Origin of the sequence: Microbacterium enclense (assembly GCA_038182865.1) — a bacterium.
GTDB classification, from domain to species: domain Bacteria; phylum Actinomycetota; class Actinomycetes; order Actinomycetales; family Microbacteriaceae; genus Microbacterium; species Microbacterium enclense_B.
Window position 1 is genome coordinate 395,977 of the sequence record CP116226.1, and the last position, 26,692, is coordinate 422,668.

Here is a 26,692-nt window from a genome sequence, read left to right on the forward strand (position 1 = left end):
CCCTAGAGGGGCACTCCGACATGCCCGCGCGGGCGGGCCCGATTCAGGATGCCGCGAGCGCGCGGCCGAGCGCATCACCCGACGACCACGCGGTGCGCACCGCGGAGCTCTCACCCCACGCGTCGCCGCACGCCGAAAGCCCGGGGGATCGGAAGAACGACTCCCCCGTGGTCGAGGTCGGGCGCGCGAACGTCCAGCGATGCGCGAACGCCGACGCGGGTTCGGCGTCGATGCCCAGCAGCCGCCGGGTGGCGGCCAGCACGGGGGCGATCGCCGCGTCGGGGTCATCGAGGTGGCGTCGAGCGCGCTCGGCGGTCGAGTGCACGACGAGCACCGGCGCCGCGTCGCCGCGTCGATCGCCGTCGTCCGCGATGAACGACACGTCGGCGTCACCGTCGGCGAAGGCTCCGTGCAGGTCGGCCGGCCACTGCCGCTCCTCCCACCGCAGCACCACGGCGATCACCGGTTCCCACGCGAGACCACCGTCGACGGGCGCATCGGTGAGTCGCACCGCCTGCGGCCCCGGCATCGCCAGCACGACCTCGCCGGCGTCCTCCCCGTCGACGCGGTACGGTTCGACCCGTTCGACCGTGCGTTCCGACACCACGTCGACCCCCTCCGCGAGATCCAGGACGAGCGATCGCAAGCCCGCCGGTGCGGCCCATCGCATCGGTCCGGGCTTCGGCGTGTGGTCCCCTTCGCCGTCCACGACGACGAAGGTGTCGGTCCAGGGCCGGGCGAGCTCGCGCTCCTCCCACTCGGCGACGACGTGGCCGAAACGCTCGGCCTCACCGACGACGACGTATGACGCCCCGAGATCGACGGGCCGCCCTTCGATCGTGCGGCTGGACAGCCGTCCGCCCACGCGACGTCCGCGATCGATCACGCGCACCGACCGCCCGGCGTCCTGAACCGCTCTTGCGCATGCGAGTCCCGAGATCCCGCCGCCCACGACGGTCACGTCAACTGTCATGGGCCCATCCTGACGCGAGGCGCCCGCGCCCACGCCGGGGTTGCGCCCGCGGCTCAGCTGCCGAAGATCTCCACGCCCAGGTCGGGGTGATCGACGAACACGCCGTCGAGGTCGGCCTCGCGCAGTACTGCCCACTCTCGCCGGTAGTCGCCGAACGCCGCGCGTCCCCCATGGCGGCGGAATCCAGCGAGGAGGAACGTATTCTCCGGACGGCATGTCCACGTGAAGACGCGCAGTCCCCGATCGCGGGCGTCCGCGACGAACCGGGCCGGCCCGCGCGAGCGGCCCCATCGGTCAGGGGCGAGGATCAACCGTTTGTCGGGGCTGATCCCGTCGACCTCCTCCGCGAGGGTGTCCAGACCGGTGGCCGTGAGCATGGACGCGTAGGTCGCGGCATCCGCCCCGTCCCGCACCCGGAGATCCCAGGGTGCCCCCTCCGCCTCGATGAGCTGCACCAGAGGTGCGCGGATGCCGAGATCGCGCAGCCGCGCCAGCACGAGGGGTTCGAACGACTCGATCACGAGCGTCGGATCGTCGAGCCAGTCGGCCTCGCGAAGCTCGTCGGCGACGAGCGCCGCCATGTCGAAGCCGAGAGCGGCGAAGGTGGCCGCGTGCTTGATCTCGAGGACGACGCCCACCCGGCCCGCGCGCGCGAGGTCGAGAACGTCGCGCAGGCGCAGCACCGGATCGGTGTCGTCGAAGACGGCGCTGTCCGGCCGCAGAGCCGGGAGACGTTCGCGGCAGCGGAGGGTCCGCAGCTCGTCCCACGTGAGGTCCTCGACGAACCACCCGGTCAGCCGCTCCCCGTCGACGAGCTTCGAGGTGCGCCGCGAGGCGAACTCTGGTCGAGCGGCGACGTCGGTGGTCGTGCTGATCTCGTTCTCGTGGCGCACCACCAGCACACCGTCTTTCGAGGGGACGACGTCGGGTTCGACGGCATCCACTCCCGCGGAGATCGCGAGCGCGTACGAGCTCGCCGAATGCTCGGGACGGTAGCCGGGAGCCCCGCGATGACCGATGACGAGAGGGCGGTGGAGCGGCACCCGCTCACGGTATCGACGCGAGGTGAACGACTCTCTTGCTCATAGCGGAATCCCAGTCAACACAAGGAATCTCGCACCCTGCTCGGCTAGTGTTGTCTGACAGCACGGTGCTGTGATGACCATCATTTGGAGTGTGAGTCCCCGTGGCCCTCAATAACCCGGCATTCAATACCCCGGCGTTCCAGGACCCTCGTGCCGGCGCCCAGACGCGTTACACCCCTCCCGCGGCTCCCACCGCGAGCGCTGCCGCAGCCGCTGAAGCAGCCAACCTCGAGGGCATGTACACCGCGCCCCCGGCTGGCGCCGTCGAAACCGACCGCATGACGGTCGAAGACACCGTTTTCAAGACGCTCGCGCTGTTCGGCATCCTCGTCGTCGGTGCCGTCGTCGGCTGGATCTGGTCGATGGCCGGCGTCAACGTCGCCAACCCCAACCCCAGCGCCGCCCCCATGATCGTCGGTGGCCTCGTCGGCTTCGTCCTCGCGATGGTGGCGATCTTCAAGAAGAAGCCGTCCGTTCCGGTCTTCCTCGCCTACGCCGCGTTCGAGGGCCTGTTCGTCGGTGGCATCTCGGCGTTCTTCGAGTTCATGTTCCCCGGCATTGTCATCCAGGCGACGCTCGCGACCCTGTCGGTCGTCGGTGTGACCCTCGCGCTCTTCGCGAGCGGCAAGGTGCGCGCCTCGGCTCGTGCCACGAAGATCTTCATGATCGCGATGATCGGCTACATGGTGTTCGGCCTCATCAACCTCGGCCTCATGCTGTTCAACGCCCCGATCGCAGGTGGCGCCTTCGGCATGTACAGCACCGTCAAGATCCTCGGCATCCCGCTCGGTGTGATCATCGGGGTCGTCGTGGTCATCATGGCCGCGTACTCGCTGGTGCTCGACTTCGACCAGATCCAGCGCGGCGTCCGCAACGGCGCCGCCCGCGTCTACGGCTGGGTCGGCGCCTTCGGCATCATGGTCACCGTGGTGTGGCTGTACGTCGAGATCCTGCGCCTGCTCGCGATCCTGCGCGGCAACAACTGACGCATCCCGTCGCACGAAGGGCCGTCCCGTTTCGGGGCGGCCCTTCGTCGTTCCCGCCTTCGGCGCCCGCTCCCGGCGTCGCTCCTCGCCGCCGCTCCACGCGCGCCGCGCCCCGGTCACGCGCCCGAGCCCCACGCGCCGCCCGCCATCCGCCGCCCGCCACCCCACCACCCCGCCACCCCGCCACCCCCGCCACCCCGCCGAGTGTCCAAGACACCCGGACGCCACAAAAATTCGTCCGGGTGTCTTGGACACTCAACGCCCCGTCACGCACGCAGAGCAGCCCCGCAAGGGGTGCGTCACGCGTGGGCTGCGGCGCTAGCCTCGCGCCATGAGCCCCGCGAAGACTCCCGCCGAGATCCTCGACATCGACGGCCACGAGGTGCGCGTCACCAGCCCCGACCGCGTGGTCTTCACGGGGCCCGGCCTCACCAAGCTCGACCTCGTCCGCTACTACCTCGCCGTCGCCGAAGGCGCCCTGCGTGGCGCCGGTGGTCGGCCGATGGTGCTCAAACGCTTCTCCAAAGGCCTGAACCAGGAGCCGTTCTTCCAGAAACGCGTGCCCGAGAACCACCCCGCCTTCATCGACACCGCGACGCTGCGTTACGCCTCGGGCACCTCGGCCGAAGAGACGGTGGTCCGGGATGCCGCGGGCCTGGCGTGGGTGGTCAACCTGGGCTGCCTCGACCTCAACCCGCACCCCGTCCGCGCGGAAGACCTCGACCACCCTGACGAACTGCGCGTCGACCTCGACCCGATGCCCGGCGTCGACTGGGCGCAGATCGTCGATGTGGCGTTCATCGCCCGCGAGGTGCTCGAGGATCACGGACTCGTCGGGTGGCCGAAGACCTCCGGTTCGCGGGGTCTCCACATCCTCGTGCGCATCCGGCCGGAATGGGATTTCACCGACGTGCGCCTCGCCGCCGAGACCCTCGCCCGCGAGGTCGAGAACCGCGCGCCCGGGCTCGCGACCGCGCGGTGGTGGAAGGAGGAACGCGGCGAGAGCGTCTTCGTCGACTTCAACCAGAACGCGAAAGACCGCACCGTGGCCTCCGCGTACTCGATCCGGGCGCTTCCCGACGCTCGCGTCTCCACTCCGCTCACCTGGGACGAGGTTCGCGACCGTCGCCCCGAAGAGTTCACCGTCCTCACGGTACCCGAGCGCTTCGCGGCCATCGGCGACCCGCACTCGGGCATCGACGACGCCGCGGGCTCCCTCGATGCTCTGCTGGCGCTGGCCGCGGAACTCGGCCCCGCCGAGAAACCCCCACGCGGTTCCGACGGCTCGGGCCGCCGCGCTTCCACCATGCCCCTCATCGAGGTCGCCCGCACGAAGACCAAGCCCGAGGCGCTCGACGCCCTCGAGACCTGGAAGGAGCGGCATCCACAGGCCGCCGCCGCTCTTCACCCCGCCGACGTCCTCGTCGACGGCATGCGGGGCTCGAGCTCGCTCTGGTACCGGGTGCGCGTGAACCTGCAGCACGTCCCGGATGCCGAGCGCCCCGCGCAGGAAGACCTGATCGCCGACTACGACCCGTGGGCGGGCCGCTCCGGCGCCTGAGCGTGCATCAGTGAGCTCACGAGGTGATCCATGCCGTAGCGGAAGGCCTCGTCGAGATCGCCGCCGAGGCGGAAGGCGCCCGCGAGTTCCATCGTGACGAAACCGGTCGCCCATGCGGTGAGCAACCGCGCGGCGTGGAGGGACTGCGCGACCCCGACGACTTCCCGCGTCGCGCGCAGCACCGGCTCGCTCGTCGCGGCGAGACGGTCCGCGTCCACGGTCGTGGTGAAGAGCAGGCGGAAGGCCTCCGGCCTCTCGTGCCCGAAGGCACGGAACGCAGAAAGAAGGTCGCCGAGGTCTCCCGCGGCGCTCTCGAGTCGGCCCGTCAGCTCATCCGCGGCCGCCGCACCGACCAGACCGAGCAGGGCATCGCGATCGCGCACACGCTTGTAGAGCGAGGGGGCCTTGACCCCGACGGCCACGGCCACGGCCTGCATCGTGACGGCGGACGGTCCGCCTGCCTCGAGGAGTCGCGCGGCTTCCGCCACGATCTCGTCGATCGTCGTGCGTTCGGGTGTCGGCATCAGCTCTCCTCATGGCTATGCTCATAAGCTATCATGGCTATTGTCCGTAGCCATCACGCGAAAGGCTTCCCATGCAGCTGGCCCCCTCCCTCCACCGGATCGGCAACGACATCGTCGCCTCGTACCTGATCGCCACTCCCGAGGGCATCACCCTCGTCGACGCCGGGCTCCCCGGCATGTACGCCGATCTGGCCCGACGACTGGATGCCGTCGGCCGCCGCCTCGACGAGATCCGCGGCGTCATCCTCACCCACGGCGACAGCGACCACGTGGGTTTCGCCGAACGACTGCGCCGCGATCACGGCATCCCGGTCTTCGTCCACTCCGCCGACGCCGACCGCGCCCGCGGCGGCGACAAGCCGAAGAACCCCGTCGGCCCGATGCGACTGGGCCCGATGCTGAGCTTCGCCGCCTACGGTATCCGCAAGGGTATGCGCCCCCAGTGGCTCACCGAGGTGATCGAGATCGACGACGACACGGCGCTCGATCTTCCCGGCGCGCCCCGCGTGATCGGCATGCCCGGTCACTCGCCCGGGAGCATCGCGGTCTTCTCCGCCGAGGTGCGCGCGGTCTTCGTCGGCGACGCGCTCACGACCCGGCACGTCTTGACCGGCCGCACCGGGCCCGGACCCGCGCCCTTCACCGACGCCCCCGACGTGGCTCTCGCCTCCCTCGCCCGGATCGCCGACCTCGACGCCGACTGGGTCCTCCCCGGGCACGGGCCCGCGTTCCACGGCTCACCCGCCGAGGCCGTTCGGCTCGTGCACGAGGCCGCACGCCGCTGAGACAGCGGATGGTCTCAGCGGCGCCGCGGACGAGACAAGGCCTCGCTGCACGCGGCCGCCAAGGTGTGCATCGCCCGGGCAGGGCTCAGCTGCGATGCCGCGTGCGCCGCCTCCACCGACAGCCGCTCCCGCAGCCCGTCATCCGTCAGCAGCTGCACCAGCGCGTCGACGAGCGCGTCATCGTCGCCATCGGGCACCAGGATGCCGCCTCCCCCGGCGAGCATGTCGCGGGGGCCGTAGCGGATGTCGTACGCCACCGCCGGGGTACCGTGCGCGAGGGCCTCGGCGAGAGCGAGCCCCTGCCCCTCGAAGGCGGAGGTCGTGAGGTAGACCGCCGCGCGGTCGAGCACCGCGCCGGGGTCGGTCGTGAGTCCAGGGAGAGCGACGGCCTCGGCGAGCCCGAGCTCGCCGATCAGGGATTCGAGCTCCGCCCGCTGCGCCCCCGCGCCCCACAGCTCGAGGCGTGCCGCCGGGGCCCGTGCCACGACGCGCGCGAAAGCACGGATCGCGGGACCGAGGCGCTTGCCCGGCGCGAGGCGCCCGAGAACGACGACCCGGCCCGGATCACGCTCCGCCGAGGGAACCACCTGCTCGGGGCCGGTGACGGCGTGCGGGGCCACCAGATCGTTCGCGGCGCCGCCGAACCGCGCGCGCACGTCGTCACGCTGGTGCGCCGTCGGCCACAGTACCGCGTCGAAACGGGGAGCGATCTCGAACCAGCGCGTCCACAGGGCGTTGAGGGCGGAGTCGTCGCGGTACGGGGCCTCGAGGTGGATCGTGTGCACCGTGTGGACGATGCGGACATCGTCGTCACCCCAGCCCACGATCAGCTCACCGAGCTGACGCGACTCGCAGATGACGACGACGGGCCGCGGCGTCTCGGCCCGCAGGCCGGTGACGACCTGCGACAGCCACGCGCGATACAGCGCGCCGAATCCCGGAATGACGCCGACGGTCTCACGCTTGGCATCCCGGATGACGATCGGCGCCATCGTCAGGTGCCAGTCGGGGTCGATCACGTTCGGCAGCGCGATCGCGCCCCCGGCGACCTCACGATATTCGAGAGCCGGGTCGGCCTCGCCCGGCACCGCCGCAGCACGCACCCAGTCGGCGGCTCCGCCCCGGGGGGCGACGGCCTCGTCGAAGAGATTGCGGAACATCCCGGATGCCGCCGCGGCACCGCGCTCGACGAACATCGCGCGATGCTGCGCGTGGGCCTCGGGCGTTCCCGGATCGACGGTGAAGAGCAGAGGCTCCACGCCGGCCTCCGCCATCTGCCGCGCGCGAGCGAGCGTCGAGATCGTGTAGCCCCCGTCGAGATCGGGAATGAGACGGCTCGAGAGGATGAGGTACCAGGCGTCGGGGAACGGGGCGTCGGTCACGTCCCCATCCTCTCCTATCGGCCGCTCAGGCCGAGCGCCGCTGCCGCGTCACGACACCCCGCGTGCGGAGCGACAGCAGCAGCTCCCCGACGCCGCCGAGCACGACGATGGCGACACAGCTGACCGCCATCACGGTGAATCCCACCACCGGCCCGACCGCGTCGAGACCGATGCCGGCGAGCGTGGAGCCGAGCGGGATGCCGACACCGACGCCGAGCGACGGATAGGCGAGCAGCTCCGTGACACGATCGCGGTCCGCCCGTGCCTCGACGAGGGCGTATCCCGAGACGAGGACCGGACCGATCACCGCCCCCACCACCGCGGCGGCGACGAGGGCGAGCAGTGTGTCCGCAGCGAGCGGCAGGACGAGACAGCCGACCGCGAGCAGCGCACTGCCCGCGAGCCACCGAGCGCGCAGCGACACCCGCAGCCGCAGCGCCCCGTAGACGAACGCGCCGGCGGTGTTCCCCACCGCCAGTGCGGCCATCATGATTCCCGCCAGCCACGGAGATCCCGTGCGATCCGCCCAGGCGATGCTCGTGACATCGAAGGACCCGAACATCGCCCCCACGCCGATCCATGCCGCGGTGACGGGCAGGATGCCGGCAGGCGGCAACACCCTCACTCTCGGCCCGCCGCGGCGCACGCGCGGCGGTTGAGAACGATGGAGCGCGCCGAGCCACACCAGCCCGATCGCACCGACGACGACGACGAGGGCGAGGCCCGCCGGGGGAGCCCACAACGCAGCGACGAGCGTCAACAGCGGAGGAGCGATGACGAAGACGCTCTCGTCAGCGATCGACTCGAGCGCGTACGCGCTGTGGCGCCGCTCCGGGGCGACCAAGGCGCTCCACCGCGCGCGGACGGCCGGCGCCACGTCCACCGAGACGGCCCCCGCCACGAGAGCCAGCACGAACCAGACCGCGACCGGCGTCTGACCTCGCACGGCGAGGATGAACACCGCGGTGGAGAGCATGAGCGCAGCGGCCGCGACGAACAGCACCGGTCGCTGACCGTGGCGGTCCATGAGCCGAGACCACACGGGTCCGGCGACCGCCATCCCCACCACGAACGCCGCGGCGACGGCCCCGGCGAGCGCGAAGCTCCCCGTGACCGCCTGGACGAGCAGGATGACGCCGAGGTTGAGCGTGCCCCGCGGGAAGCGCCCCACCCACCCGGCGATGCTGAACCAGGGGGCTCCCGGGGCGCGCAGCGCCTCGCGGTAGCCGGAGAAGTCGAGACGGGCCATGGAAGACCTGTGCCGTTCTGGCCGGACGAACCCGGGACATTCCCGAGGGCTGATCGCCGACCCCGCCACCTTACCCCCGACGCAGGCGACGACACAGCAACGACGCCGCCGTCCGGCGGAGGGGTGTCGTCTTCGAGCCGATCGGGGTCAGGGGCCCCGCTTTCGATTCGACGACGGCACCCCGGAGCCGGACGACGGCGTCGTAGCGGGGGCCGGAAGTCAGCCGAAGCTCACTCCCACTCGATGGTCCCCGGCGGCTTCGACGTCACGTCGAGCACGACGCGGTTGACGTCCTTCACCTCGTTGGTGATGCGGTTGGAGATCTTGGACAGCACGTCGTAGGGCAAGCGCGTCCAGTCCGCCGTCATGGCGTCCTCGGACGAGACGGGGCGCAGCACGATCGGGTGACCGTAGGTGCGACCATCTCCCTGCACGCCGACCGAGCGCACGTCGGCGAGAAGCACGACGGGGCACTGCCAGATCTCGTCGTCGAGGCCCGCCTTGGTCAGCTCGGCGCGGGCGATGGCGTCGGCCGCACGCAGGATCTCGAGACGGTCAGCGGTGACCTCACCCACGATGCGGATGCCAAGGCCGGGCCCCGGAAAGGGCTGGCGTCCGACGATCGCTTCGGGCAGGCCCAATTCCCGGCCGATCGCGCGCACCTCGTCCTTGAACAGGGTGCGCAGCGGCTCGACGAGCTCGAACTGCAGGTCTTCGGGCAATCCGCCGACGTTGTGGTGGCTCTTGATGTTGGCTGTGCCGGCGCCGCCGCCCGACTCCACGACGTCGGGGTAGAGCGTGCCCTGCACGAGGAAACGCACCTGCTCGCCCTCGGCCGCAGCCTCCGCGACGAGGTCGGCCTGGACCTTCTCGAACGCTCGGATGAACTCGCGGCCGATGATCTTGCGCTTCTGCTCGGGGTCGCTGACCCCGGCGAGGGCGTTCAAGAACGTCTCGCGCGCATCGACCGTGATGAGCTTGACGCCGGTGGACGCGACATAGTCGTTCTCCACCTGCTCGCGCTCCCCCTGACGGAGCAGCCCGTGGTCGACGAAGACGGCGATGAGCTGGTCGCCGACGGCCTCGTGCACGAGCGCGGTCGAGACGGCGGAGTCGACGCCTCCCGACAGGGCCGAGATCACACGGCTCGAGCCGACCTGCTGTCGGATGCGCTCGACCTGCTCGGCGATCACATTGCCGCTGTTCCAGTCGGCGGGCAGGCCCGCCGCGCGGTGCAGGAAGTTCTCGATCACGCGCTGGCCGTGGTCGGAGTGCTTGACCTCGGGATGCCACTGCACGCCGTACATGCGGCGAGCGTCGTTCGCGAATGCGGCGACCGGCGTGTGTGCGGTGCGAGCGAGGACCTCGAAGCCTTCGGGAGCGCGCGAGACCTGATCACCGTGGCTCATCCACACGTTCTGGTCGACGGGCTGACCCTGGAGCAGGGTGCCCTCGGTGACGACCGTGACATCCGTTGCTCCGTACTCACGGAGCCCGGTGTTGGCGACCTCCCCGCCGAGCGCCTTGGCCATCACCTGGAAGCCGTAGCAGATGCCGAGCGTCGGCACGTCGAGGTCGAACACGCCGGTGTCGAGGCTGGGCGCGCCCTCTTCGTAGACCGACGACGGGCCGCCGGAGAGGATGATGCCGACGGGGTTCTTCGCGGCGATGTCTTCGGCCGTCGCGGTGTGCGGCACGATCTCGCTGTACACGCCCGCTTCGCGGACACGACGGGCGATCAGCTGGGCGTACTGGGCGCCGAAGTCGACGACGAGGACGGGGCGCTGGGACGTTTCTGTCTGTTCGGTCACCGGTTGCCCTCCGGGGCGGGGACGGGAGCGGAGGCCTGGGCGGCCTCCCGCTCGGCGAGGTAGGCGCGCACGCCGCGGGCGGTGCGCACCTCGAGGATGAAGGAGAGGAACGGCACCACGCCGCCCAGGGCGAGGAAGACGAAGCGGCGGAAAGGCCAGCGCATCAGGCTCCACACGCGGAAGCACGAGATGAGGTACACGACATAGAACCAGCCATGGACCACAAGGATCGCGAGCGAGACGTTGACGCCGTCGCCAGTGGAGATCATCTCGCAGCCGTCACCGCCGGGGATGAAGAGCGAGAACCACTGGCATCCGGGGCCGGCGATGGCATCCGCGAACCAGAGGAACCCGCCCGATCCACCCAGGAACAGCTCCACGTGAATGGGGGTGTACTTCAGGATCATCTCGGCGACCAGCAGCAGGAGGCCGATACCCGTGATGATCGAGCAGATCTGGTAGAAGGTCAGGGCTCCGCGGATCGCCGGGAACGAGGCGAGTTTCGGGGGACGCGGCATGACCCGAGTCTAGTCGCGGGGAACCGCTGCCCCCGCCTCGAGCGCCTCGGTCTGGGCGTCTTCGAGGTCTTCGACCTCCTTCTCCCACGCGTCGCGCGCCAAGCGGTACCAGAGGTACAGCGCGAAGCCCGCGAAGATCGCCCATTCGGCCGCGTAGAAGATGTTGAGCCAGTTGACCCGGGAGCGTTCGTCGGGCGCGGGTGACGAGATCGCGTCGAGGGGTCCGATCGCCGTCTGCGAGGCCACGTACTGGCGATACACCGCGACGCCGTCGATGTCGTGCCAGCGCCCCAGCAGCATCGCGGGCGACATACGAGGAAGCGTCTGCGGGTCGACCCCCGCCGACGGGCGAGCGGGCCCCTCGTCGGAGATCAGGCGTCCCGTGACGTCGACTTCGGCGGTCGGGTCGGCCTCGGCGGTCGCGCGAAGCTCATCGGCGGCGGCGTCGGCCTCCTCGATCGTGGGAGCCCAGCCGAGAGCCACCGCGAGGGATGCCGGCTTCCCGCCGTCGTCGACGCGGAGCTGCCCCGTGACCCAGTACCCCTCCACGTCATCGTTGAAGCGCGACGACACGATGATGAAGTCCTCGGGGATCCAGCGGCCGGTGGTCTCGACGCGCTGTCCCACGAGGGGCTCCGCGAGATACGCGCCCGGCTGGGCCACCTCGCTCAACGGACGCACTACCTCGGTCATCCCGGGCTCGGGCGGCGCGGTGTCGACGGCGCGACCCAGCTGCCACTGCCCCAACCACGCGAGCACCCCCGCGACCACGAGAGAGAACGCCAGCAGCGCGATCCATCGCGGACGCAGCATCACCTCGCGCAGCGTCGGCGGGAAGACCTCGGGGATGGTCGGTTGGACAGCGGGGGGCGTGGTCACGCGGACTCCGGCATCAGTGCCCGTACGGGGCCACGACGACCTCGACGCGCTGGAACTCCTTGAGGTCGGAGTACCCGGTGGTGGCCATCGACTTCTTCACGGCGCCGATCAGGTTGGCCGTGCCGTCGGCGACGGGCGCGGGACCGTAGAGCACCTGCTCGAGCGGACCGACGCGGTCGACGGCGACCCGGCGACCACGGGGAAGCTTCGCGTGGTGAGCCTCAGGTCCCCAGTGGAAGCCGCGGCCGGGAGCGTCGGTGGCGCGGGCGAGGGCGACGCCGAGCATGACGGCATCCGCTCCCATCGCCAGCGCTTTCACGATGTCGCCCGACGTGCCGACGCCGCCGTCGGCGATGACGTGGACGTAGCGCCCGCCCGACTCGTCGAGGTAGTCGCGGCGTGCGCCGGCCACATCGGCGACCGCCGTGGCCATGGGCGCGTGCAGACCCAGGGTGACTCGGCTGGTGGAAGCCGCTCCCCCTCCGAATCCGACGAGGACACCCGCGGCGCCCGTCCGCATGAGGTGGAGGGCGGCCGTATACGTGGCCGCGCCGCCGACGATCACGGGAACGTCGAGGTCGTAGATGAACTTTTTGAGGTTGAGCGGCTCGGCGACGCTCGAGACGTGCTCGGCCGACACCGTCGTCCCGCGGATGACGAACAGGTCGACGCCCGCCGCGACGACGGTCTCGTACAGGTCCTGGGTCCGCTGCGGCGTCAGGGCACCGGCGACGGTCACTCCGGCGGCACGGATCTCGGCGAGGCGATCGCGCACGAGCTCGGGCTTGATCGGCTCCGAGTACAACTGCTGCATCCGCCGCGTCGCATCGGCGTCGGGCAGGGTCGCGATCTCGGCCAGGAGCGGCTCGGGGTCGTCGTACCGGGTCCACAGGCCCTCGAGGTCGAGCACGCCGAGCCCGCCGAGTCGGCCGAGCTCGATTGCGGTGCGCGGGCTGACGACGGAGTCCATCGGGGCGCCCAGCACCGGGATCTCGAACGGGAACGCATCGATCGTCCACGCGGTCGAGACGTCTTCGGGGTTGCGCGTGCGCCGCGACGGCACGACCGCGATGTCGTCGAACGTGTACGCGCGGCGGGCGCGCTTGGCGCGGCCGAGATCGATCTCCATGGTCACCCGCCCAGCCTACCCGCGACCCTCGGCACCGCCGCCCGGATCCACCCGCTCGGCGGGCGGCAGGTCCGCTCCGCCGAGGAGACGGGTCAGGCGCCGGTCGGCGAGGTACAGCAGGAAGGCCCACGGCCCGAGCCACGGGCTCAGCGCCACCACGACGGCGCCGACGATCGTCGCGCTCAGGCCGCCACGCCCGAACCGCCGCGCGGCGTCGGGCTCGAGGTCGGGTATCGCTCCCGACCTCGCCGCCCAGACCCATTGCACCCATCCGAGCAGGACCACGGCGAAGAAGTTCAGGGGCAGGAGCATGCGCCCCAGGATGAGGTCGCCGTGGTCGGTGTTCAGAGCCGACGAGAAGGGCACGAAGACCACCGCCAGGAGGCGGAGCGTGTTGATCCAGATGCCGAGACTGTCGATACGGGTGATGTGCTCGAACTGCTCCACGTGGGTGCGCCACATGAGTCCGAGAAGCAGGAACGACAGGACGAAGGTGAGCACCGGCTGGCCGAGGCCCGCCAAGGCCGATGCGAGCCCGGCATCGGTGCTGACGTCGTCGAAGTGCTGATCGGTGAGCCCCAGGACGAGCAGGGTCGCAGCGATGGAGAAGACGCCGTCGGTGAACGCCTCCACTCGACGCACGGAGACCGTGGCGCGGGGGTGGGAGCGTCGACCGAACATGGGCTCAGCGTATCGGCGCGCCCCTCCCCCACGACGAGGTCAACGCGTTCGCACGACCCTCTTCTCGTCCCAGACCGGCTCGGGCGACTCGTACACGCGTCCATCGGACCCGAACACGAGGAAGCGATCGAACGAGCGCGCGAACCATCGGTCGTGCGTGACGGCGAGAACCGTCCCCTCGAATCGCGCGAGCGCATCCTCGAGCGCCTCCGCCGAGGCCAGGTCGAGGTTGTCGGTGGGCTCGTCGAGCAGCAGCAGGGTCACCCCCGAAAGCTCGAGGAGCAAGACCTGGAACCTCGCCTGCTGCCCGCCGCTCAGGGTCTCGAACGATTGCTCGGCTTGGGCCACGAGCCCGTATCGGTCCAGGGCCGAGCTCGCGGCATCCCGAGGCATCCCCCCGCGGTTGTCGTCACCGCGGTGGAGCAGATCGAGCAGCGAACGGCCGACGAACTCCGGATGCCGATGAGTCTGGGCGAACCACCCGGGCACCACGCGCGCCCCCAGGATGGCGCGACCGGTGTGCGCGACGCGCTCCAGTCCGGCGCCCACGCTGGTCACGTGCCCGAGGCGCGCATCAGGGTCTGTGCCTCCGCCGGCGAGCAGGCGAAGGAAGTGGGACTTCCCCGACCCGTTGGACCCGAGCACCGCGACGCGGTCGCCGAACCATACTTCGAGATCGAACGGCTGCATCAAGCCGGTCAGCTCGAGCCGCTCGGCGACCACCGCGCGCTTGCCGGTGCGAGCGCCCCGCAGACGCAGCTGCAGATCCTGCTCGGGCGGCCTCTCCTGCGGCGGGCCCGCTGTCTCGAACTTCGTCAGGCGCGTGACGGCCGCCTGGTAGCGCGAGGCGAAGCCGTCGTTCGCCGCGGCGGCCACCTTCATCCGGGCGACGAGGGCGCGAAGCTTCTCGTGCTCCTCGTCCCAGCGGCGCCGCAGCTCGTCGAGACGCGCCATCCGGTCGTCGCGGGCGGCGGCGTACGTCTCGAAGCCCCCGCCGTGCACCCACGCCGTGCTTCCCGCGCTCCCGGTCTCGAGCGTGACGATGCGGTCGGCGGCCCGGGCCAAGAGCTCGCGATCGTGCGACACGAGAAGGACGGTCTTCGCCGTGGCCCGCAGCTGGTCTTCGAGCCATCTCTTCCCGGGGACGTCGAGGTAGTTGTCGGGCTCGTCCAGCAGCAGCACGTCGCCGGGGCCGCGCAGCAGCGATTCGAGGGCGAGCCGCTTCTGTTCCCCGCCCGACAGCGTCGCCAGCTCGCGGAAACGAGCGCGGTCGTAGGGCACTCCCAGTGCGGCGATCGTGCAGGTGTCCCACACGGTCTCGTGCTCGTAGCCCCCGGCGTCGGCGTAGTCGGCGAGTGCCGCGGCGTACCGCATCTGCGTGTCGAGGTCGTCGCGCTCGATGAGGGCATTCTCGGATGCCTCGAGCTCACGTGCCGCGCGGCGGATGCGCGCCGGAGACACCGTCACGAGAAGGTCGTGCACGGTCTCTTCCGGGCGTCCGTGGCCGATGAACTGGTCCATCACCCCGAGGGTTCCGCCGATCGAGACGGCTCCCCCGTGCGCTTTCTCCTCGCCCCGGACGATGCGCAGCAACGTGGACTTCCCCGCGCCGTTGGGGCCGACCAGCGCCGTCGTGGCGCCTTCTCCCACCCGGAACGTCACCTCATCGAGAAGGGGTCGACCGTCGGGGAGGACGAAGGAGATGGCGGTGAGGTCGAGGTATCCCATGGCGAGTTCCCGGGTCGACCGCTTGTGGCGGTGATGACGACCGCCGGGCGCGAACCCCGGTCACCGGTCGGCCCGCCGAGAAGCGAGCCGACCAGTCTACAGAACGGCGTCCTCGGGCTCCGGTTCCGATTCCCTCGCGTCATCGCGGAGCGACTCCACGAGCGATGTCGCTGTCAACGCTATGACACCCGCGCCGAGGAGGACGAGCCCGGCCGGCCATAGCACCACGGATTCGGCGACGAAGGTGTCGACACCGAACGCATCGTGCGCGCTCGGTACCCACACCGTCACGCTGTTCGCCAGCGCGAGAAAGCTCCCACACCCGAGAGCGAGACCCGGCACAAGCCACGACAGCAGGTGCGGCCACGATTCCGGTGCAAGAGAGGTGAGACGCATTCGCACCCCGAAAGGCTACGGGCGCAGCGGCGGCCCTGCATGTCGACATGCGATTCGTCATCCGTCGCCTCACCCGCACACGGCGAAGGGCCGGGCAGCCACCGGCCCGGCCCTTCGGTACGGGGATTACTTCTTGTAGTTCGGCGCCTCGACGACGATCTGCACGTCGTGCGGGTGCGACTCCTTCAGCCCCGCCGAGGTGATGCGGACGAAGCGCCCCTTCGACTTGAGCTCCTCGACGGTGCGGGCACCGACGTAGAACATCGACTGCCGCAGGCCGCCGATGAGCTGATAGGCCACCGCCGATACGGGCCCCCGGTAGGGCACCTGACCCTCGATCCCCTCGGGGATGAGCTTGTCGTCGCTCGGCACGTCGGCCTGGAAGTAGCGGTCCTTGGAGTAGGAGGTCTTCTTGCCGCGGGTCTGCAGCGCACCGAGCGATCCCATTCCGCGGTACTGCTTGAACTGCTTCCCGCCCTGGAACACGATCTCGCCCGGCGATTCGTCGGTGCCGGCCAGAAGCGAGCCGAGCATCACCGTGTCGGCTCCGGCGACGAGGGCCTTGGCGATATCGCCGGAGTACTGCAGACCACCGTCGGCGATCACGGGCACCCCGGCGGGGATTGCGGCCTGCGCGGCCTCGTAGATGGCCGTGACCTGCGGCACACCGACACCGGCGACCACGCGGGTCGTGCAGATCGACCCGGGGCCGACGCCGACCTTGACGGCATCCACTCCCGCGTCGATGAGCGCCTGCGCACCTTCACGGGTCGCGACGTTGCCGCCGATGACGTCGATGTGGGCGAACGACTCGTCGGCCTTGAGGCGCGTGACGATGTCGATCACACCCGCCGACTGACCGTTCGCGGTATCGACGACGAGGACGTCGACGCCCGCGTCGCGCAGAGCCTCGGCCCGCTGCCAGGCGTCGCCGAAGAACCCGATCGCCGCGCCCACGCGCAGCCGGCCCTGGTCGTCCTTCGTCGCGAGGGGGTACTTCTCGCTCTTGTCGAAGTCCTTGATGGTGATGAGGCCGGCGAGCTTGCCCTCGTCGTCGACGAGCGGCAGCTTCTCGACGCGGTGCTTCGCGAACGTGGCGATGACGTCATTGGCATGGATGCCGACGGGGCCCGTGATCAGGCCCTCCTTGGTCATCACATCCTTGACGAGGGTCGTCTGGCGCTCGAAGCCCGAGACGAACCGCATGTCGCGGTTCGTGATGATGCCGACGAGGACGCCGTCCGGGTCGACGACCGGAAGACCCGAGATGCGGTACTGCGCGCACATCGCGTCGACCTCGGCCACGGTGGCATCCGGTGTCGTCGTGATCGGGTTCGAGACCATTCCCGACTCACTGCGCTTGACCTGGTCGACGATGCCCGCCTGATCCTCGATCGACAGGTTGCGGTGCACGATCCCGATGCCGCCCTGGCGGGCGATGGCGATGGCCATGCGCGCCTCGGTCACGGTGTCCATGGCGGATGAGAGGAGGGGGGTCGCGACGGTGATGCGACGGGTGAGCCGCGACGACGTGTCCGCTTCGCTCGGGATGACGTCGGTGTGCCCGGGCAGGAGCAACACGTCGTCATAGGTCAGTCCGATGAAACCGAAGGGGTCGTGCTGCTCCATGGATCCTCCTGCGCGCGCGGCGCCTATAAGAAAGGGACGTCGTCGGCCGGCGCGCTTCGCGCTCCGCCTGCGATTCTAAGCGTCGAGAGGCTGTGAATTGTTCCCGAAGACGCTGGCCGCGGTGCGCATCCGCGATGACACGGTTCGCTAACGACTCGGTCGGCGAAACACCCGCGACACATTACGCTCGTAGCGTCGACCGTCGAAGCTGACGGGACGACTTCGTCAGCGCTGCCGAACTGGAGACTCCGTGGGTCATTCCTCCCCCACCGCGATACGATCGCGATCCCTATCCCGCATGGCCATCCTCGTGTCGCTCCTCGTGAGCGCCGTGGCCGTCCTGAGTCTGCTGCTCGCGTCACCCGCGAGCGCGCAGACCACGCAGGCCCCGACACCCGCCGCCTCGGCCGGGACCGGAGACGTCTCGACCCAGTACACGATCGGCGGCATCATCCGCGCCGGCGACGACCCGGTCGAAGGTGTCGAAGTCCTCGTCGAGGGATCCGGCTTCTCGGAGGTCGGCACCACCGGCGCCGACGGGCGCTGGACGGTCTCGGTGCCCGGACCGGGCTCCTACACCGCGGAGCTGCAGGTCGACACGCTCCCCGACGGCGTCGCCCCACGCGATCCCGACAACGTCAAACGCGACGTGAGCATCGGAACGACCAACACGGTCAACGTCCTCTTCCCGACGGGCGAAGGGACGGCCGCCGCCGGATCGATCTGGGACACACTCTTCTCGCGCTTCTTCTACGGCCTGAACTTCGGCCTGCTGCTGGCTCTCGCGGCGATCGGCATCTCGCTGATCTTCGGCACGACCGGCGTGAACAACTTCGCGCACGGCGAGATGCTCACCTTCGGCGCCATCATCTTCTACGTCTTCACCGCGATGGGGTGGAACCTCCTGTTGGCGGTGCTGCTCACCGTGGCCCTCTCGGCCGCGCTCGGCTGGACACAGGATGCCGTGCTGTTCAAACCTCTGCGTAAACGCGGGGTCGGGTTGGTCCAGGTGCTCATCGTGACGATCGGTCTCTCGATCGTCCTGCGGTACCTGTACCTCTACTTCTTCGACGGTGGCACGCGCAACATCGCGACCGGCATCACCGACAACGTGACCATCGGCCCGGTGACGGTGACGCTGACGTCGATCATCAGCATGGGTGTCAGCATCGTCATGCTCGCGCTGGTGGCCTACTTCCTCACACGCACCCGCATCGGTAAAGCGACGCGCGCGGTCAGTGATAACGCCTCGCTCGCGGCCGCCTCCGGCATCAACGTCGACCGCGTGATCCGCATCGTCTGGGTGCTCGCCGGTGCCCTCACGGGCCTGTCGGGTGTCTTGTACGGCCTCTACCGCGGTGTCACGTGGGACATGGGCTTCGCAATCCTGCTGCTGCTGTTCGCCGCCGTCACGCTGGGTGGTCTGGGAAGCGCGTTCGGCGCGCTCGTGGGCTCGCTCATCATCGGCATCATCACGGAACTGTCGACCATCGTCATCCCACCCGACCTGCGGTACGCGGTGGCCCTGATCGTGCTCATCGGCGTGCTGCTGTTCCGGCCGCAAGGTGTGCTCGGTCGTAAAGAGCGGATTGGTTGAGGAACGACGACATGGACTGGATTTCGATCTTCAACAACGCCGCGGGCGAGCTCATCAGCCCGACCACCGCGGCCTACGCCCTCGCCGCGATCGGCCTCAGCGTGCACTTCGGCTACGCCGGCCTGCTCAACTTCGGTCAAGCGGGCTTCATGGCGGTCGGTGCCTACGCCTTCGCCATCGCGACCCTGTCGCTCTCGGCCCCGGTGTGGCTCGCGATCCTCATCGCGATCGTCGCCTCGGTGCTCTTCGCCTTCATCCTCGGCATCCCGACCCTGCGTCTGCGCGCCGACTACCTCGCGATCGTCACCATCGCCGCCGCCGAGATCGTGCGGTACATCGTGTCGACGGTGGGTCTGACCGACATCACCGGCGGCTCGCAGGGCCTCAATGGATACAACCGTGAGTTCCAGGCGCTGAACCCGCTGCCGGGCGGCACCTACGGCATCGGCCCGTGGACGTATTCGGCCAACGACTGGTGGGTCCGTCTGTTCGGCTGGGGTCTGGTCATCATCGCGACGCTTCTCGTCTTCCTCCTCATGCGCAGCCCGTGGGGCCGCGTCGTCAAGGGCATCCGCGAAGACGAGGATGCCGTGCGCAGCCTCGGCAAGAACGTCTACGCCTACAAGATGCAGGCGCTCGTGCTCGGTGGCGTGATGGGCGGCCTCGCGGGAGTGGTGTTCATCCTCCCCCGCGCCGTGCAGCCCGGTAACTACGGCACCGCGCTGACGTTCTTCATCTGGACCGCTCTCCTCCTCGGAGGAGCAGCGACCCTGCTCGGCCCCATCGTGGGAGCGATGCTGTTCTGGGTCCTGCTGTCGCTGTCGAACGGCATCATCGTGGGACTGCGCGACGTCGGCATCCTGGGCTTCATGTCCAGCACGCAGACGGGCCAGGTGCGTTTCATCCTCGTCGGCATCGGACTGATGCTCCTCGTGATCTTCCGACCACAGGGCATCTTCGGCAACAAGAAGGAGCTGTCGTTCAATGTCTGACACGACCGTCACCCACCCGCTCGTCAAGGGCGAGGTCGGACCCGGCTGCGCCAAGGTCGATCCGATCGTCGTCGCCGACAGCGTCACGCGCCAGTTCGGCGGCCTGAAGGCCGTCGACGTCGAGCACCTCGAGATCCCCCGCGGACAGATCACCGCTCTCATCGGCCCCAACGGTGCCGGTAAGACGACCCTGTTCAATCTGTTGACGGGATTCGACAAGCCCAACACAGGCCGCTGGAGCTTCGAGGGCTCGAACCTCGCCGGTGTCCCCGCGTTCAAGGTGTCCCGCAAGGGCATGGTCCGCACCTTCCAGCTGACCAAGTCGCTCGGGCGCCTCTCGGTACTGCAGAACATGCTGCTCGGTGCCCGCGGGCAGAAGGGCGAGAACATCTTCCGCGCCCTCATCCCCTCGATCTGGAGCTCGCAGGAGAAGGAGAACACCGAACGCGCCGACGACCTGCTGCGTCGTTTCAAGCTCGACGCCAAGCGCGAGGACTTCGCCGCGTCCCTGTCGGGCGGCCAGCGCAAGCTCCTCGAGATGGCGCGGGCGCTCATGAGCGACCCGAAGCTCGTCATGCTCGACGAGCCGATGGCCGGCGTCAACCCGGCGCTGACGCAGAGCCTGCTCGGGCACATCCTCGACCTGAAGAAGGAGGGGATGAGCGTGCTGTTCGTCGAACACGACATGCACATGGTGCGCCACATCTCCGACTGGGTCGTCGTCATGGCCGAGGGGCGCGTCGTCGCCGAGGGGCCGCCCGAGAGCGTGATGAGCGACCAGGCCGTCATCGACGCCTATCTCGGCGCCCACCACGACACCGATCTCGGCGACATGACCACGTCGCAGCTCGAGACCATCCAGGCCGAAGCCGCCGCGGAAGCGGAAGCGGAGCTCATCGCCGACGAGAAGGACGGGAAGCTCTGATGACCGACACCGCCACCACCACCCGCACAGCGGTCCTGCGCACCGACGACCTCGTGGCCGGGTACCTGCCGGGCGTGAACATCCTCAACGGGTGCACGGTCGACGCCTACCAGGGCGACCTCATCGGCATCATCGGTCCGAACGGTGCCGGCAAGTCCACGCTGCTCAAGGCGATCTTCGGTCAGGTGAAGATCCGCGGCGGTGCCGTCCTGCTCAATGGTGAGGACATCACCTCGCTCAAGGCCGACAAGCTCGTCGGCAAGGGCGTCGGCATGGTCCCGCAGAACAACAACGTATTCCCGAGCCTGTCGATCGAAGAGAACCTGCAGATGGGTCTTTTCCAGCGGCCCAAGGTGTTCGCCGAGCGGTTCGAGTTCGTCTCGGGGCTCTTCCCCGAGCTGGCCAAGCGCCGGCGCCAGCGTGCCGGTTCGCTCTCCGGCGGTGAGCGCCAGATGGTCGCGATGGGTCGGGCGCTCATGATGGACCCCTCGGTCCTCCTGCTCGACGAGCCGTCGGCCGGCCTGTCGCCCGTGCGTCAGGACGAGACGTTCCTCCGCGTGGCCGAGATCAATCGCGCCGGGGTGACGATCATCATGGTCGAGCAGAACGCGCGCCGCTGCCTGCAGATCTGCCACCGGGCCTACGTGCTCGATCAGGGCAAGGACGCATACACCGGCACCGGGCGCGAGCTGCTCACCGACCCCCGCGTCATCGAGCTGTACCTCGGCACCCTTGCCGCCGACGAGGACGCCAAGCGCGACCACGGGGAGTCCCCCGCCTGAGCCGACGCAGATATGCCGCGAGCGCGGCGCTCACCCTGGTGGGCGTCGCGCTCTCGTCATGCGTGAGCGCGCCCGAGCCGGCGCCGCCGGTCTCGGTGGCGCTCGTCCAGCAGCGGGGCGATATCGCTCCGGGGCGCGTTCAGCTGCGGGTGACGGACACCTCGGATGCCGCCCTCACCATCACCTCGGCGACGCTCTCCTCCGCCGTGCTGTCGCAACCGGGCGGTGGGCAGACGAAACGTCCCGTGTCGATGACGCCCGGACGGACCGTGGATCTGCCCGTCCTCCTCCCCGCCGTGGTCTGTGAGAGGGACGACGTATCCGCTCGCGCGACGGTGGTCCTCGAGCAGGACGGGGCGCCGCGGGAGGTGACACTCCCGGTCACCGATGAGCTCGGGGTGCTCGCCCGCCTGAGCGCGACCGCGTGCGACCAGGACGCCGTGGCATCCGTGGCTCGTCTCTCGGCCACCTCCGCCTCGGTGGGGACGGGAGGGGCCATCGACCTGCGGATCTCGATCGATCCGGTGGCAGACGCCACCGCGGGGAGCCTCGAGCTGGTCGCGCTGCGCGGCACACCCCTGTTGCGCTTCCCCGCCGGCACCGAGACACCCCTGGATGTGACGGTGCGCGCGGGTGACCACGCGTCGACGGTGACCGTCGCGGTGGTCCCCCAACGCTGCGACGCGCACGCGATCGCGGAGGACAAGGTCGGGACGCTGTTCGACCTCGTCGCCCGGGTCGACGGGCGCGAGGTGGTCGTGCCCCTGGAGCGGTCATCGACCGTAGCTGCGGCACTGCTGTCGGACACGGCCGCGGTGTGCGGCCTGACCCCCTGACATACGGAAGGGGCCCGGATCCTGTCGGATCCGGGCCCCTCGCGTGGTGTCAGGTCACTCGTTGAGCGAGCCGAACTCCGTGTTCAGCAGGGTGTACTTGTTGTCGGCACCGTACTGGTAGATGCCGATGTACGCCTCGGTGGGGTCACCGTTCGCGTCGAACGTGATCGGGCCGGAGACACCGTCGTAGTCGATGTCCTTGCCCTCGTTGATCAGCGCGAGGCAGTCGGCGAAGGTGGTGCACTTCTCGCCCTCCTCGGAGACCGACTGCAGGTTGTCACGGATGGCCGTGCCCGAGTCGTCCTTGGCCTGCGCCGCGGCGAGGGCCGCGACGATGACGGCGTCGTAGGACTCCGGCGCGTAGCTGAAGTCGGTCAGCGCGGGGTCGACCTCCTTCAGACGCGTCTGGAAGGTCGTGTCGGCCGGGTTGCCGGGGAGGGTTCCCTTGGCGCCCTGGAGCGTGCCCGCCGGGAACTCGTACGAGTTCGACAGGTTACCGTCGACGAAGTAGACCTTCGACGCCGCGTAGCCCTGGGTGCTGACCAGCTGCGGGATGATCGAGGAGGTCTCTTCGAACGCGATGACCGCGATCGCGTCGGGCTGGGCGGCGAGGAGCTCGTCGACCTGCGACGTGAAGACGGTGTCACCCGGGTTGTAGGGGACCGCGACCGAGACCTCGCCACCGGCGGCCTCGATGGCCGTCGTCGCGTTGTCCTTCAGGCCGATGCCGTAGGGGTCGTTGATGTAGATGATGCCGATGTTGGCGGCACCGTCTCCGGTCATCAGGTTGCCGAGCACGCGGCCCTGCAGCACGTCGGACGGCGCGGTACGCCAGTAGTACCCGTCGTCGGCGTACGTGGTGAAGTCGGGCGAGGTGTTCGCCGGGGAGATCTGGACGATGCCGGCGTTGACCAGCTGGTCGATGAAGGTGAACGACACACCGGAGGAGGCCGCACCGATCACGACGTCGGCGCCGGCGTCGACGAGCTCGGTCGCGGACTGCGTCGCGATGTCGGTCGTGGTGTCACCCGAGTCGCGCTCGGTGAGTTCGGTCTTGAACGGGAAGGCGTCGCCGGTGGCCTCGATGTCCTTGATGGCGAGCTTGACACCCGCGACCTCGGGCGGGCCGAGGAAGGCGAGGTTACCCGTGGCAGGCAGGATGGTCCCGACGTGGAACGTGCCGTCGGCCGTGGACACGGCGCCGCCACCGGTAGATGCGCTGGGCGCCGCGGCGTCGTTGCCGCCGCCACCCGAACAACCGGCGAGGACGAGCGCGCTGGCACCGACCAGGGCGATACCGCCGAGGACCTTGCCGGCGCGCGTACGCGTGAAGACGTTCATAGTGCTCCTTGCTGTGAATGAACGTTGGGCGACACATGAATGCCGCCTGGTGACCTAAACCTAACCGGCCCCACGTTTTCGTCGTGTTGCCGTTCGTTAACGATGTGCGACGCCGCGGTCACAGCCGCATAACGGCTCTGGCGGTCACGTCCGTGATGACGTAGGAGAGGCGTCCGGCCGGCCGGGGAACGCAGAATATGGCCGGTCAGACCGGCTCTGCGACGTCCGAGACGGAACGGCGGTGACGGCGCGACATCACGATCGAGTCCGCGCTGAGCACGACCAGGGCGACCCACACCAGGCCGAAGCCGATCCACCGCTCGACGGTCATCGGCTCGCCGAGCACCCACACGCCGATCGCGAACTGGATGATGGGCGCCACGAACTGCAGCAGGCCGATCACCGTGAGCGGAACGCGCCGTGCGCCCGAGGCGAACAGCAGCAGAGGGACGGCGGTGACGGCTCCCGCGAGCAGCAGAAGCACGGTGTGCAGCACTCCCGCCGTACCGAGGGTGATGCCGGTCAGGTTCGCGACGAACGCCAGCTGGATCGCGGCGACCGGGAGGAGCCAGAGCGATTCGAGGGTCAGCCCGCTCACGGCATCCACCGCCGGGCCGATCTGCTTCTTCACGAGACCGTAGAAGCCGAACGAGAACGCCAGCGTCAGGGCGATCCAGGGGAACGCGCCGTATCCGATGACGATCACCGCGACCGCGACGACGGCGAGACCGATGGCGATCCACGGCACGAGGCGCAGACGCTCGCGCAGCACGATGACTCCGAGAAGGACGGTCACGATGGGGTTGATGAAGTAGCCGAGACTCGTCTCGATGACGTGGTCGGTCAGAGCGCCATAGAGGTAGGTCTGCCAGTTGATGTAGATGAGGACACCCGCCACCGCGGTGAGCCCCATGAGACGCGGCTGACGCACGATCGCCAGGAATGGCCGCCACGCGCGGAGCACCGTCAGCAGAACAAGGCAGAAGACGAACGCGAGGATGATCCGCCACGCCACGACCTCGAACGGGCCGGTGGGCTTGAGCTGCAGGAAGTAGATCGGCAGGACGCCCCAGAGCAGGTAGGCCCCCAGGGCGTACAGCGCCCCGCGCGTGCTCCCGCCGGTCGGAGCGGGAGGAGCGGGGGTCACCGACCCAGCCTACGGGTGCACCACCCCGCGGAAACGTCGATCGCCCTCCGTTTCCTGCCACATCGCGTGCTTTCGGCGCCGGGAACGACGAAGGCCCCGGATGCCAGGGCATCCGGGGCCTTCGAGAGGATCACGCGATCAGCGGACGACGACCGCCAGCACGTCACGCGCCGAGAGCACGAGGTACTCCTCGGCGCCGAACTTGACCTCGGTGCCGCCGTACTTGCTGTAGAGCACACGGTCGCCGACGGCGACGTCGAGGGGGACGCGGTTGCCGTTGTCGTCGATGCGGCCGGGGCCGACGGCGACGACTTCGCCCTCCTGCGGCTTCTCCTTGGCGGTGTCGGGGATGACGAGCCCACTCGCGGTGGTCTGCTCAGCCTCGACCTGCTTGATGACGATGCGGTCCTCGAGCGGCTTGATGGAAACCGACACGGTCTACCTCTTCTTTCTCGTTACAGAAGACTTGTCAGCACTCACGCGGGGAGAGTGCTAATCCGAGTGTAGAGAAGCGTTGGCACTCACGCAACGCGAGTGCCAACACATTCCCCCACCTAGGCTGAAAAGGTGGATACCCGCGAGCTGACCGCCCTGCTCACCCCGGACGGACTCCGCCTGCTCGACGAGGTGGGGCCGATCGCGTCCACCGACGACGCAGCCCGCGCCGTCTCGCGCCTGCGCGCCGCGGGACACTCCCCCGAGCTGGTATCGGCGGTCGTCGGCCAGGCTCGACTGCGCGTGCGAGGGGCGGCGAAGTTCGGGCCGTTCGCCGCGCGGATGCTCTTCACGCGCGCAGGGCTGGAGCAGGCGACCCGGCTGTCGATCGCCGCGCGGCACGCGGGCCGCTTCCGCGCGGCGGGACTGACACACGTGGCAGACCTGGGCTGCGGGATCGGTGGAGACGCGCTGGGGCTCGCCGGGCTCGGCATCCGGGTCCGTGCCGTCGACGCCGACGAGGTGACCGCCGCGATCGCCGCATACAACCTCGCTCCCTTCGGCGATACCGCGACCGTGACCCACGCGCGCGCGGAGGACGCCGACCTCGACGGGATCGACGCCGTATGGCTCGACCCCGCTCGGCGCACCGCGGGGCACTCCGAGACGCGGCAGGTGGCCTCGGGTGAATGGTCGCCCTCGCTGGAATGGGTGTTCGCGCTCCTCGTCGAGAAGTCGGGTGGGGTCAAGCTCGGCCCGGGCTTCGACCGCGAACGGATCCCCGACGACGTGGAAGCGCAGTGGATCAGTGCCGACGGATCGACGATCGAGCTCGTACTGTGGTCGGGCGCGCTCGCTCGCGAGAACGTGCGCCGCGCGGCGCTCGTGGTCCGGGGCGACGAGGCGTGGGAGCTCACGGCGCCGGCCGACAGCCCCGACGTCGAACCGCGCGAGCTCGGGGCCTTCGTGCACGAGCCCGACGGCGCCGTCATCCGCGCGCGCCTGATCGGGGAGGTCGCTCGCGCCCTCGAGGCCGGGATGCTCGCGCCCGGTATCGCGTACCTGACCTCCGACTCCCCGCTGACGAGTCCCTTCGTCTCGTCTTTCCGGGTACGCGAGATGCTCCCGGCGGACCCGAGGAAGCTCGCACAAGCCCTGCGTGCGCGGGGTGTGGGCACCCTCGAGATCAAGAAGCGCGGTGTCGACATCGATCCGGCGATCCTGCGCAAGAAGCTCGCGCTGCGCGGGGACGAGACCGCGACCCTGATCATGACGCGCGTCGGATCGAAGCGCCTCGCCCTGCTCGCCGATCGCGTCTGAG

25 protein-coding genes are annotated in these 26,692 nt (G+C 69.5%); 9 read left to right on the forward strand and 16 right to left on the reverse strand.

Features of this window, described 5'->3' with window-relative positions; translation table 11 throughout:
* Positions 1–43: 43 nt before the first annotated feature.
* Positions 44–973 (reverse strand): NAD(P)-binding protein, encoded by a 930-nt coding sequence (locus PIR02_01835; GenBank protein WZH37412.1) that lies wholly within the window; start codon positions 971–973, stop codon positions 44–46.
* Between the two features lie 53 nt (positions 974–1,026).
* Positions 1,027–2,016, reverse strand: coding sequence for a glycerophosphodiester phosphodiesterase family protein (locus PIR02_01840; protein WZH37413.1), 990 nt, complete (start codon positions 2,014–2,016; stop codon positions 1,027–1,029).
* Positions 2,017–2,159: 143 nt separating this feature from the next.
* Between PIR02_01840 and PIR02_01845 the strand changes: the two genes are divergently transcribed.
* Together PIR02_01845 and ligD are read left to right on the forward strand one after the other, a co-directional pair.
* The gene (locus PIR02_01845; protein ID WZH37414.1) at positions 2,160–3,044 is read left to right on the forward strand and encodes a Bax inhibitor-1/YccA family protein; all 885 of its coding nucleotides are present in this window, start codon (positions 2,160–2,162) and stop codon (positions 3,042–3,044) included.
* 331 nt (positions 3,045–3,375) lie between these two features.
* Positions 3,376–4,605 carry a non-homologous end-joining DNA ligase gene (ligD, locus tag PIR02_01850; GenBank protein WZH37415.1) on the forward strand — a complete coding sequence of 410 codons (1,230 nt, stop codon included), beginning with the start codon at positions 3,376–3,378 and terminating at the stop codon, positions 4,603–4,605.
* Here the strand turns inward: ligD and PIR02_01855 are convergent.
* Positions 4,572–5,129, reverse strand: a complete 558-nt coding sequence (locus tag PIR02_01855) for a TetR-like C-terminal domain-containing protein (GenBank protein ID WZH37416.1) — start codon at positions 5,127–5,129, stop codon at positions 4,572–4,574. The genes ligD and PIR02_01855 overlap by 34 nt on opposite strands.
* Before the next feature lie 71 nt (positions 5,130–5,200).
* Between PIR02_01855 and PIR02_01860 the strand changes: the two genes are divergently transcribed.
* A complete protein-coding gene (locus PIR02_01860; protein WZH37417.1) occupies positions 5,201–5,914 on the forward strand; it encodes an MBL fold metallo-hydrolase in 714 nt (237 codons plus the stop codon).
* A gap of 14 nt (positions 5,915–5,928) precedes the next feature.
* Here PIR02_01860 and PIR02_01865 read toward each other — a convergent pair whose 3' ends face one another.
* The 10 genes from PIR02_01865 to guaB all read right to left on the reverse strand — a co-directional run bounded on the left by PIR02_01865 (position 5,929) and on the right by guaB (position 17,316).
* Entirely contained in the window at positions 5,929–7,296 is a 1,368-nt protein-coding gene (locus PIR02_01865) for a glycosyltransferase (protein WZH37418.1), read from the reverse strand.
* A gap of 25 nt (positions 7,297–7,321) precedes the next feature.
* On the reverse strand, positions 7,322–8,545 hold the full coding sequence (locus PIR02_01870; GenBank protein WZH37419.1) for an MFS transporter: 1,224 nt from the start codon (positions 8,543–8,545) through the stop codon (positions 7,322–7,324).
* Between the two features lie 230 nt (positions 8,546–8,775).
* Positions 8,776–10,356, reverse strand: a complete 1,581-nt coding sequence (guaA, locus tag PIR02_01875) for a glutamine-hydrolyzing GMP synthase (GenBank protein WZH37420.1) — start codon at positions 10,354–10,356, stop codon at positions 8,776–8,778.
* Positions 10,353–10,874, reverse strand: coding sequence for a DUF3817 domain-containing protein (locus PIR02_01880; protein WZH37421.1), 522 nt, complete (start codon positions 10,872–10,874; stop codon positions 10,353–10,355). The genes guaA and PIR02_01880 overlap by 4 nt, the downstream gene beginning before the upstream one ends.
* A 9-nt stretch (positions 10,875–10,883) precedes the next feature.
* On the reverse strand, positions 10,884–11,753 hold the full coding sequence (locus tag PIR02_01885) for an SURF1 family protein (GenBank protein WZH37422.1): 870 nt from the start codon (positions 11,751–11,753) through the stop codon (positions 10,884–10,886).
* Between the two features lie 13 nt (positions 11,754–11,766).
* A complete protein-coding gene (locus tag PIR02_01890; GenBank protein ID WZH39067.1) occupies positions 11,767–12,882 on the reverse strand; it encodes a GuaB3 family IMP dehydrogenase-related protein in 1,116 nt (371 codons plus the stop codon).
* Between the two features lie 15 nt (positions 12,883–12,897).
* Positions 12,898–13,563 carry a TMEM175 family protein gene (locus PIR02_01895; GenBank protein ID WZH37423.1) on the reverse strand — a complete coding sequence of 222 codons (666 nt, stop codon included), beginning with the start codon at positions 13,561–13,563 and terminating at the stop codon, positions 12,898–12,900.
* A gap of 39 nt (positions 13,564–13,602) precedes the next feature.
* The gene (locus tag PIR02_01900) at positions 13,603–15,291 is read right to left on the reverse strand and encodes an ATP-binding cassette domain-containing protein (protein WZH37424.1); all 1,689 of its coding nucleotides are present in this window, start codon (positions 15,289–15,291) and stop codon (positions 13,603–13,605) included.
* Between the two features lie 96 nt (positions 15,292–15,387).
* Positions 15,388–15,693 (reverse strand): hypothetical protein, encoded by a 306-nt coding sequence (locus PIR02_01905; GenBank protein ID WZH37425.1) that lies wholly within the window; start codon positions 15,691–15,693, stop codon positions 15,388–15,390.
* A 120-nt stretch (positions 15,694–15,813) separates the two neighbouring features.
* Positions 15,814–17,316: an IMP dehydrogenase gene (guaB, locus tag PIR02_01910; protein WZH37426.1), complete on the reverse strand. Its 1,503-nt coding sequence runs from the start codon at positions 17,314–17,316 to the stop codon at positions 15,814–15,816.
* Between the two features lie 298 nt (positions 17,317–17,614).
* Here guaB and PIR02_01915 point away from each other — a divergent pair, with 298 nt between their 5' ends.
* The 5 genes from PIR02_01915 (at position 17,615) to PIR02_01935 (ending at position 22,448) form a co-directional block, all read left to right on the forward strand.
* Positions 17,615–18,913: a branched-chain amino acid ABC transporter permease gene (locus PIR02_01915; GenBank protein ID WZH37427.1), complete on the forward strand. Its 1,299-nt coding sequence runs from the start codon at positions 17,615–17,617 to the stop codon at positions 18,911–18,913.
* Between the two features lie 11 nt (positions 18,914–18,924).
* Positions 18,925–19,905, forward strand: coding sequence for a branched-chain amino acid ABC transporter permease (locus tag PIR02_01920; protein WZH37428.1), 981 nt, complete (start codon positions 18,925–18,927; stop codon positions 19,903–19,905).
* Positions 19,898–20,830, forward strand: a complete 933-nt coding sequence (locus PIR02_01925; GenBank protein WZH37429.1) for an ABC transporter ATP-binding protein — start codon at positions 19,898–19,900, stop codon at positions 20,828–20,830. Before PIR02_01920 ends, PIR02_01925 begins: the two co-directional genes overlap by 8 nt.
* The gene (locus tag PIR02_01930) at positions 20,830–21,612 is read left to right on the forward strand and encodes an ABC transporter ATP-binding protein (GenBank protein WZH37430.1); all 783 of its coding nucleotides are present in this window, start codon (positions 20,830–20,832) and stop codon (positions 21,610–21,612) included. The genes PIR02_01925 and PIR02_01930 overlap by 1 nt, the downstream gene beginning before the upstream one ends.
* Before the next feature lie 62 nt (positions 21,613–21,674).
* Complete coding sequence (locus tag PIR02_01935; protein ID WZH37431.1) at positions 21,675–22,448, forward strand: hypothetical protein; 774 nt, start codon at positions 21,675–21,677, stop codon at positions 22,446–22,448.
* 54 nt (positions 22,449–22,502) lie between these two features.
* On the opposite strand, the gene PIR02_01940 is transcribed toward PIR02_01935, so the two are convergent.
* The 3 genes from PIR02_01940 to groES all read right to left on the reverse strand — a co-directional run bounded on the left by PIR02_01940 (position 22,503) and on the right by groES (position 25,371).
* Positions 22,503–23,789 (reverse strand): ABC transporter substrate-binding protein, encoded by a 1,287-nt coding sequence (locus tag PIR02_01940; GenBank protein ID WZH37432.1) that lies wholly within the window; start codon positions 23,787–23,789, stop codon positions 22,503–22,505.
* Between the two features lie 205 nt (positions 23,790–23,994).
* The gene (gene rarD / locus PIR02_01945) at positions 23,995–24,936 is read right to left on the reverse strand and encodes an EamA family transporter RarD (protein WZH37433.1); all 942 of its coding nucleotides are present in this window, start codon (positions 24,934–24,936) and stop codon (positions 23,995–23,997) included.
* A gap of 138 nt (positions 24,937–25,074) precedes the next feature.
* Positions 25,075–25,371, reverse strand: coding sequence for a co-chaperone GroES (gene groES, locus PIR02_01950; GenBank protein ID WZH37434.1), 297 nt, complete (start codon positions 25,369–25,371; stop codon positions 25,075–25,077).
* Between the two features lie 132 nt (positions 25,372–25,503).
* Here groES and PIR02_01955 point away from each other — a divergent pair, with 132 nt between their 5' ends.
* A complete protein-coding gene (locus PIR02_01955; protein ID WZH37435.1) occupies positions 25,504–26,691 on the forward strand; it encodes a class I SAM-dependent methyltransferase in 1,188 nt (395 codons plus the stop codon).
* Position 26,692 lies beyond the last annotated feature (1 nt).

What these genes read in the sequence shown, in the direction of transcription:
- PIR02_01835 (WZH37412.1), bottom strand. Translation starts at nt 973, where the DNA reads ATGACAGTTGACGTGACCGTCGTGGGCGGCGGGATCTCGGGACTCGCA.
- ligD (WZH37415.1), top strand. Translation starts at nt 3,376, where the DNA reads ATGAGCCCCGCGAAGACTCCCGCCGAGATCCTCGACATCGACGGCCAC.
- PIR02_01855 (WZH37416.1), bottom strand. Translation starts at nt 5,129, where the DNA reads ATGCCGACACCCGAACGCACGACGATCGACGAGATCGTGGCGGAAGCC.
- PIR02_01860 (WZH37417.1), top strand. Translation starts at nt 5,201, where the DNA reads ATGCAGCTGGCCCCCTCCCTCCACCGGATCGGCAACGACATCGTCGCC.
- PIR02_01870 (WZH37419.1), bottom strand. Translation starts at nt 8,545, where the DNA reads ATGGCCCGTCTCGACTTCTCCGGCTACCGCGAGGCGCTGCGCGCCCCG.
- PIR02_01880 (WZH37421.1), bottom strand. Translation starts at nt 10,874, where the DNA reads ATGCCGCGTCCCCCGAAACTCGCCTCGTTCCCGGCGATCCGCGGAGCC.
- PIR02_01890 (WZH39067.1), bottom strand. Translation starts at nt 12,882, where the DNA reads ATGGAGATCGATCTCGGCCGCGCCAAGCGCGCCCGCCGCGCGTACACG.
- PIR02_01895 (WZH37423.1), bottom strand. Translation starts at nt 13,563, where the DNA reads ATGTTCGGTCGACGCTCCCACCCCCGCGCCACGGTCTCCGTGCGTCGA.
- PIR02_01900 (WZH37424.1), bottom strand. Translation starts at nt 15,291, where the DNA reads ATGGGATACCTCGACCTCACCGCCATCTCCTTCGTCCTCCCCGACGGT.
- guaB (WZH37426.1), bottom strand. Translation starts at nt 17,316, where the DNA reads ATGGAGCAGCACGACCCCTTCGGTTTCATCGGACTGACCTATGACGAC.
- PIR02_01915 (WZH37427.1), top strand. Translation starts at nt 17,615, where the DNA reads ATGGCCATCCTCGTGTCGCTCCTCGTGAGCGCCGTGGCCGTCCTGAGT.
- PIR02_01920 (WZH37428.1), top strand. Translation starts at nt 18,925, where the DNA reads ATGGACTGGATTTCGATCTTCAACAACGCCGCGGGCGAGCTCATCAGC.
- PIR02_01925 (WZH37429.1), top strand. Translation starts at nt 19,898, where the DNA reads ATGTCTGACACGACCGTCACCCACCCGCTCGTCAAGGGCGAGGTCGGA.
- PIR02_01930 (WZH37430.1), top strand. Translation starts at nt 20,830, where the DNA reads ATGACCGACACCGCCACCACCACCCGCACAGCGGTCCTGCGCACCGAC.
- PIR02_01940 (WZH37432.1), bottom strand. Translation starts at nt 23,789, where the DNA reads ATGAACGTCTTCACGCGTACGCGCGCCGGCAAGGTCCTCGGCGGTATC.